This window comes from Waterburya agarophytonicola KI4, assembly GCF_020640915.1.
GTDB lineage: Bacteria > Cyanobacteriota > Cyanobacteriia > Cyanobacteriales > Xenococcaceae > Waterburya > Waterburya agarophytonicola.
Window position 1 is genome coordinate 1 of record NZ_JADWDC010000119.1, and the last position, 5,610, is coordinate 5,610.

The 5,610-nt window shown below is 44.2% G+C and carries 4 protein-coding genes and 1 pseudogene; 1 reads left to right on the forward strand and 4 read right to left on the reverse strand.

Translation table 11 applies throughout. The features are described 5' to 3' along the window. The 4 genes from I4641_RS23020 to I4641_RS23035 form a co-directional block, all read right to left on the reverse strand. On the reverse strand, positions 1-363 hold a 363-nt coding region (locus tag I4641_RS23020; protein ID WP_229642921.1), incomplete at its 3' end, for an MFS transporter. Between the two features lie 208 nt (positions 364-571). Next, on the reverse strand, positions 572-1,564 hold the full coding sequence (locus I4641_RS23025) for an ABC transporter permease subunit (protein ID WP_229642922.1): 993 nt from the start codon (positions 1,562-1,564) through the stop codon (positions 572-574). Next, complete coding sequence (locus I4641_RS23030) at positions 1,561-3,108, reverse strand: sugar ABC transporter ATP-binding protein (RefSeq protein WP_229642923.1); 1,548 nt, start codon at positions 3,106-3,108, stop codon at positions 1,561-1,563. Before I4641_RS23030 ends, I4641_RS23025 begins: the two co-directional genes overlap by 4 nt. A gap of 73 nt (positions 3,109-3,181) precedes the next feature. After that, positions 3,182-4,183 (reverse strand): ABC transporter substrate-binding protein, encoded by a 1,002-nt coding sequence (locus I4641_RS23035; RefSeq protein WP_229642924.1) that lies wholly within the window; start codon positions 4,181-4,183, stop codon positions 3,182-3,184. Between the two features lie 1,168 nt (positions 4,184-5,351). On the opposite strand from I4641_RS23035, the pseudogene I4641_RS24380 reads away from it, so the two are divergent. Then, positions 5,352-5,564: pseudogene (locus tag I4641_RS24380) on the forward strand (reverse transcriptase N-terminal domain-containing protein); the annotation flags it as partial. Positions 5,565-5,610 lie beyond the last annotated feature (46 nt).

The window sequence follows — 5,610 nt, forward strand, 5'->3', positions numbered from 1 at the left end:
CATATTTTGCGGCATTTTGGCGATCGCTATGTAATTAATTTTGCTTAGGTACTTACCAACCGCCAATCCAGAACCGATCGCACTGATGGTAAACAATACTGAAGAAGCGATCATTGCCTTAACACGACCATAACGGTCGGCAATTTTTCCTGCATAGAAAGCTCCTACTGCCGACCCCAACAAGGCTAGAGATACTGCCAGACCGACGAATACACTATTGGCATTAAAGCCTGAAGCCAAAGCTGCCACTGCACCATTAATTACTGCGGTATCAAAACCAAATAGAAAACCACCGAGAGCAGCAGCAGCAGCAATTAAGATTACGTATAACGTATTGGATTTACGCCGAGAAGAAATAGACATTGTATCTATTGAAATTAAATAAAAGTTGATAAACGAAAAAAGGGACAGGGTTTTTATAGGCAGGGAGCATCGCTTCGCTAGGGAGCGGGGAGCATGGGGGACTATATCGAACAAAACTCCCCCTCGTCTCTAACAGATCGTCGTCTTCGACGACTGGTGATGCAATTGCATCACGCAGCTAATAGCTGATAGCTAGGGCAAAGCCCTTTTATCTTCTTGAACCTCTGCGGAGTCGATCGACGATCACCGCTACAATAATGACTAATCCTTTGACGACTAATTGCCAGAAAAAAGACATATTTAAGAGGGTCAAGCCATTGTTGAGTACGGCAATAATTAAAGCACCAAAAAGAGTACCGACAATAGTACCAATACCGCCTGTAAAGCTAGTTCCACCGAGAATTACCGCTGCGATCGCATCTAGTTCGTAGCCCTGACCTAACATTCCAGTGGCACTATAAAGACGGCTAGAACTCATGACTCCTGCCAAACCTGAGAGTAAACCACTTACACCGTAAACAAATAGCAGGACGCGGTTGACTTTAATCCCTGTCAGCCTTGCTGCCCGTTCGCTACCACCGACAGCATATATTTGTACGCCCAAAACAGTTTGTCGCAGCACAAACCAACTCGCTGCTACCACCAGCAAGGCAATGATTACCAGCCAGGGAAGAGGACCAATATAGCTATTACCAATCCAGGCAAAATTGAGGTCGCGGTTAATTACCGTCGTGCCATTAGCAACCAAGAATGCAGCACCTCGCAAAGCCGTCAGCGTACCCAGGGTGACAATAAACGGTGGCACATTTAAAAAGGTAATCAGTGCGCCGTTGACTAAACCCAACAGTAATCCTGTCAGCAAAGCAACGGGGACTGCCAACCAACCTATAACTGGAACTAGGGATACTAATACTCCAACTACGGCAGAAACTGCCAAAACCGAGCCTACCGAAAGATCGATACCACCCGTGAGAATTACAAAGGTCATTCCCGTTGCCAGGACGATATTAATTGATGCCTGACGCAGAATATTAACTGCATTACCCGCACTTAGGAAGTTGGGACTAAGAATAGCAAATAAAATGCAGATTGCCACAAGAATCGGTAGAATACCTGCAACCTGAAGGAAATTATTTATCGAACGACGACCCTTAGTTGGTTTGGGTTGCCTCGCTTTATTATGTTTGACCGATTGACTCATGCTGCTACCTCCGTTGCTCCTGTTGCATAGTGCATAATATTTTCTTGGGTAATTTCCTTACCCACACTGTCGTCTAATTCCCCGACTAGCTCACCTTCTCGCATGACTAAAACGCGATCGCTCATGCCAATAATTTCTTGCAGTTCGCTAGAAACCATCAGAATTGCCACCCCCTCGGCTGCTAAATCGCTGATAATGCGGTAAATTTCGCTTTTTGCGCCGATATCTACGCCCCGCGTCGGCTCATCTAGCATCAAGACTATGGGTTTAATCGCCAGCCAACGAGCTAGCAGTAGTTTTTGCTGATTGCCACCAGATAGGTCTACGGCTCTAATTTCCAAGTTTGCCAGGCGAATGTTAAAGTTTTCTACCGCTTGCTGGGCAATACTATTTACCGAACTCCAATTGACAAAGCCACCCTTAGCATCCTGCTTTAGTCGATTGATACCGATATTTTTACGGGAACTCATTTCTAGAAACAGACCCTGATCCTTACGGTCTTCGGGAACGTAGCCAATACCCGCAGCGATTGCATCACCAGGAGAATTAATCTTGAGTTTTTTGCCCTTAAGCCAGACTTCACCACTTGCTTTGGAGTCAGCACCAAAAATCAGTCGAGATACTTCCGTGCGTCCCGCACCAACTAAACCTGCCAAACCCAAAATCTCTCCTGCATGAAGTTGAAAACTAGCGGGTCGTATTTTACCCCCATCGCTAATATTTTTGACTTCCAGCACCACTTCACCGGGATTTTTTCGGCGTTGGTGTTCGTAAAAGTCCTGCATCGAGCGACCGACCATCATCTGTACCAAACGTTGGGGGGAAATTTCCTCTCTTGTCAGGCTGCCGATGTATTGACCGTCTCGCAGCACGCTGATGCGATCGGCTAGAGCATAGATTTCTTCCATGCGATGGCTGATGTAGATAATGGCAATGCCATTATCACGCAGTCGGCGTATTACCTCAAATAAATGCTCGGTTTCGCGATCGCTCAGGGCTGCTGTTGGCTCATCCATCACCAAAATACGGCTGTTGTCCTTCAACGCCCGCGCAATTTCTACCTGCTGCTGTTCGGCGATCGCCAGACTGCCAACAATGGTATTGGCATTAAAAGTAGCTCCCAAACTGTCTAGAACTTTCTGTGCTGAACTTTGCATGGCTGGGCGGTCTAAAAATTGACCCCTGCTCAACTCGTTACCCATAAACATATTTTCGGTAACGGTTAAATTGGGGGCGACATTAAGTTCTTGATAGATTAAATTAATTCCCGCCTGACGCGCCGAGGCAGGATCGGTAATTTTAGTGGGAACTCCATTGATGCGAATCTCACCTTCATCGGCGACGTAAGCTCCAGCTAAAATCTTCATTAAGGTACTTTTTCCCGCACCATTCTCACCCATTAAAGCGTGAACTTCTCCTGGGTAAATCGTGAGAGCGACATTTTCCAATGCCGAGACACCATGAAATCGCTTGGTAATTCCCTGCATTTCTAACACGGGAGTAACGGTTGGTGTCTTAGAATTCCTTTCAATATCTGCTGTCATAAGTCAATCCTGCTAATAATAATTTTGAATATGTATTACTCGGAAAAAAGTAGGGGCGAACTTCCCTTTGCCCCTACCAACCTTCTGCTGTGTCAACGTTTTCTTCGGTAATTAGCTTGACTGGAATCAAAATATCTTTTGACTCAAGTTTTTGACCCTGCCTAACCTTATTTCCCACTCGAACCGCTGTTTGAGCCATTCCTCTAGGATCTTGGGTCGCTGTGGCAGCATAAATACTGTCTTGAGAGGCGATCGCTTCGATTGCTTCTGGCGCACCATCAACCCCAACGATAAAAAAGTCATCCCGTTTTGCTTGATTAGCAGCTAAGTCTGCTCCCACGCCACTAGGGTCATTAATCGCAAACACCGCATCTATATTAGGAAAGGTGGTCAACAGATCGGTCATTACTCTCAGTCCTCCATCTCTGCTGCCTTCAGCGTTCTGATTTTTTGAGAGAATTTTAATCTGGGGATATTTAGCTAACACATCTAAACAGCCATCCACTCGTTCAATTACCGAAGTTACTGGAGGTCCATTAATAATTACTACATTGCCTTTACCCTTCAGGCGATCGGCGATGTATTGACAACTTTTTTCCCCAGCCTGCACATTATTAGTCGTTACAGTGGCATCTACATCTGCATCTACCCCCGTATCTACCGCCACCACCACACTCCCTGCTGCTCTGGCATTATCGACGGCTGGTCTAATAGCTTTACTATCAGCAGCATTGAGAACAATTACGTCAGTATCTGAAGCAATAAAATTTTCGATTTGGTTAAATTGCTGATTTAAGTCATAGCCACTAGAAACTATAGTTACTCGAACATCATCACCGCCGATTTTCTTGGCTTCTTGTTCTGCACCTTCTGCCATGACGACGAAGAAGGGGTTACTCAGATCGCCAACGGTAACACCAACCGACTGTAATTTTGCATCTTTCTGGCTCTGCATACTTACGTTCGTAGCATCACCATTAGAAGAAGGATTTGTACAGCCGACAAGAGTACCACCAACTAATCCTAGTAGGCTAGCAGCGATTACGCTCCGCACTTGTCCTCGATTTACATTCATTTTTCTCCAATAATTAATTGAAATTTGATAAATTTCAGCAGTATTCAAATTTGCATCTAAGCTCGGCAGAAGCTCGATCTAATCTAAAGATCGAGCTGCTAAATGCTTTTATGTATTTACTGCTACTGAAATATAGATTAAGGAAAAGATGTGAGCAGAATATGAGGAAAAAAAGTTTTTCAAAGTCTGTTGAAGATATTGCTTGAATATAACTTTCTTCACCCAGCAAAATTACTCTTAAGTTACGAATTATCTTTGATGCCATAGCCGAAAATAAAATTCAGGGATCGCTTTTTTATTGTTTCTTTACATAATATTGGCAACAAAAAGTATAAATGCCTATAATCGATTTTGGTTCTTTTAGATAAGAAATGATTGTGTCGCTCGGATCTGGTATTACAAAAGACATTTTGAAACACGCAACAAAATGTGTAACCAAGTAGTTGCTGAGTTTTATGAAAGTTTAGATACGTACTTTGGCGTTCGCGAAAAACATTGAAAAATCAAAGCCTTATACCGTAAGAGTTACAGATCGATGTGGCACTATTTTACACGTATCTCGGTGTGTGATTCGTTTCTGCCCAAGTCAAACCAAATTAGGTTTGGAATAAAGCAGAGTCAAGGGTTTATTCCTTGATAACTCAATTTTTGTGTGGTGAGTCCAGTTTGGGCAATTCCAACTCTCCTGATGCTGGAGTAACAGCATATCCCTCATGGGGGAGACTGACTCTCAATCCTATGAAGCAGGGATAAAAGGCGGTAACTCTAAACCTGTCTAGAGAACCCCGTCAAGCAAAGTTGAATATGGCTAACGAAAGTAAACTCATGGTTGAACCATCATCAACGTGAACAAGCTCAAACAGGTTAATGGGCTTGCCCAAAAGGGAAAGGATATAAGAGGCAAGCGGTTGCCGAGCCGACTTGATAAGCATCCTCAATAAACAGGCGTGGAAAGTGAGAGCCTAAGTTCGACGGAAAACGGAAATTGGGAACGAAGTAACCCTCACAAGCACTCTCTGAGTCATCAGATATCAGAGTAGGCAGTCAGCTAGATGTCTCGTGAGGGAAGGATTGTCTCAGAAGCCAACGGTTAGAGGAAAGCTCAAACATATGCAGACGGAGACACAGCAATCTGGAAGATAAAGTTGTCAGTAGCAATGAACAAGTCATGAGCGAGTTAACGACTACGTATGAATGGAGAGACATCCCCTGGCAGAAGCTAGAGAGGAAGGTTTTCAAGTTGCAAAAGCAAATTTATCGAGCCTCAAGTTTAGGCAAACGAAGCAAAGTTCGACGACTTCAACGACTCCTAATTAAATCCTGGGCAGCTAGAACTCTAGCAACACGAAAGGTTAGCCAAGATAACCAAGGCAGTGCGACCTGAAAAGGTCAACTAAATTGAGACTCCGTAGTCTCTCTGGAATTTC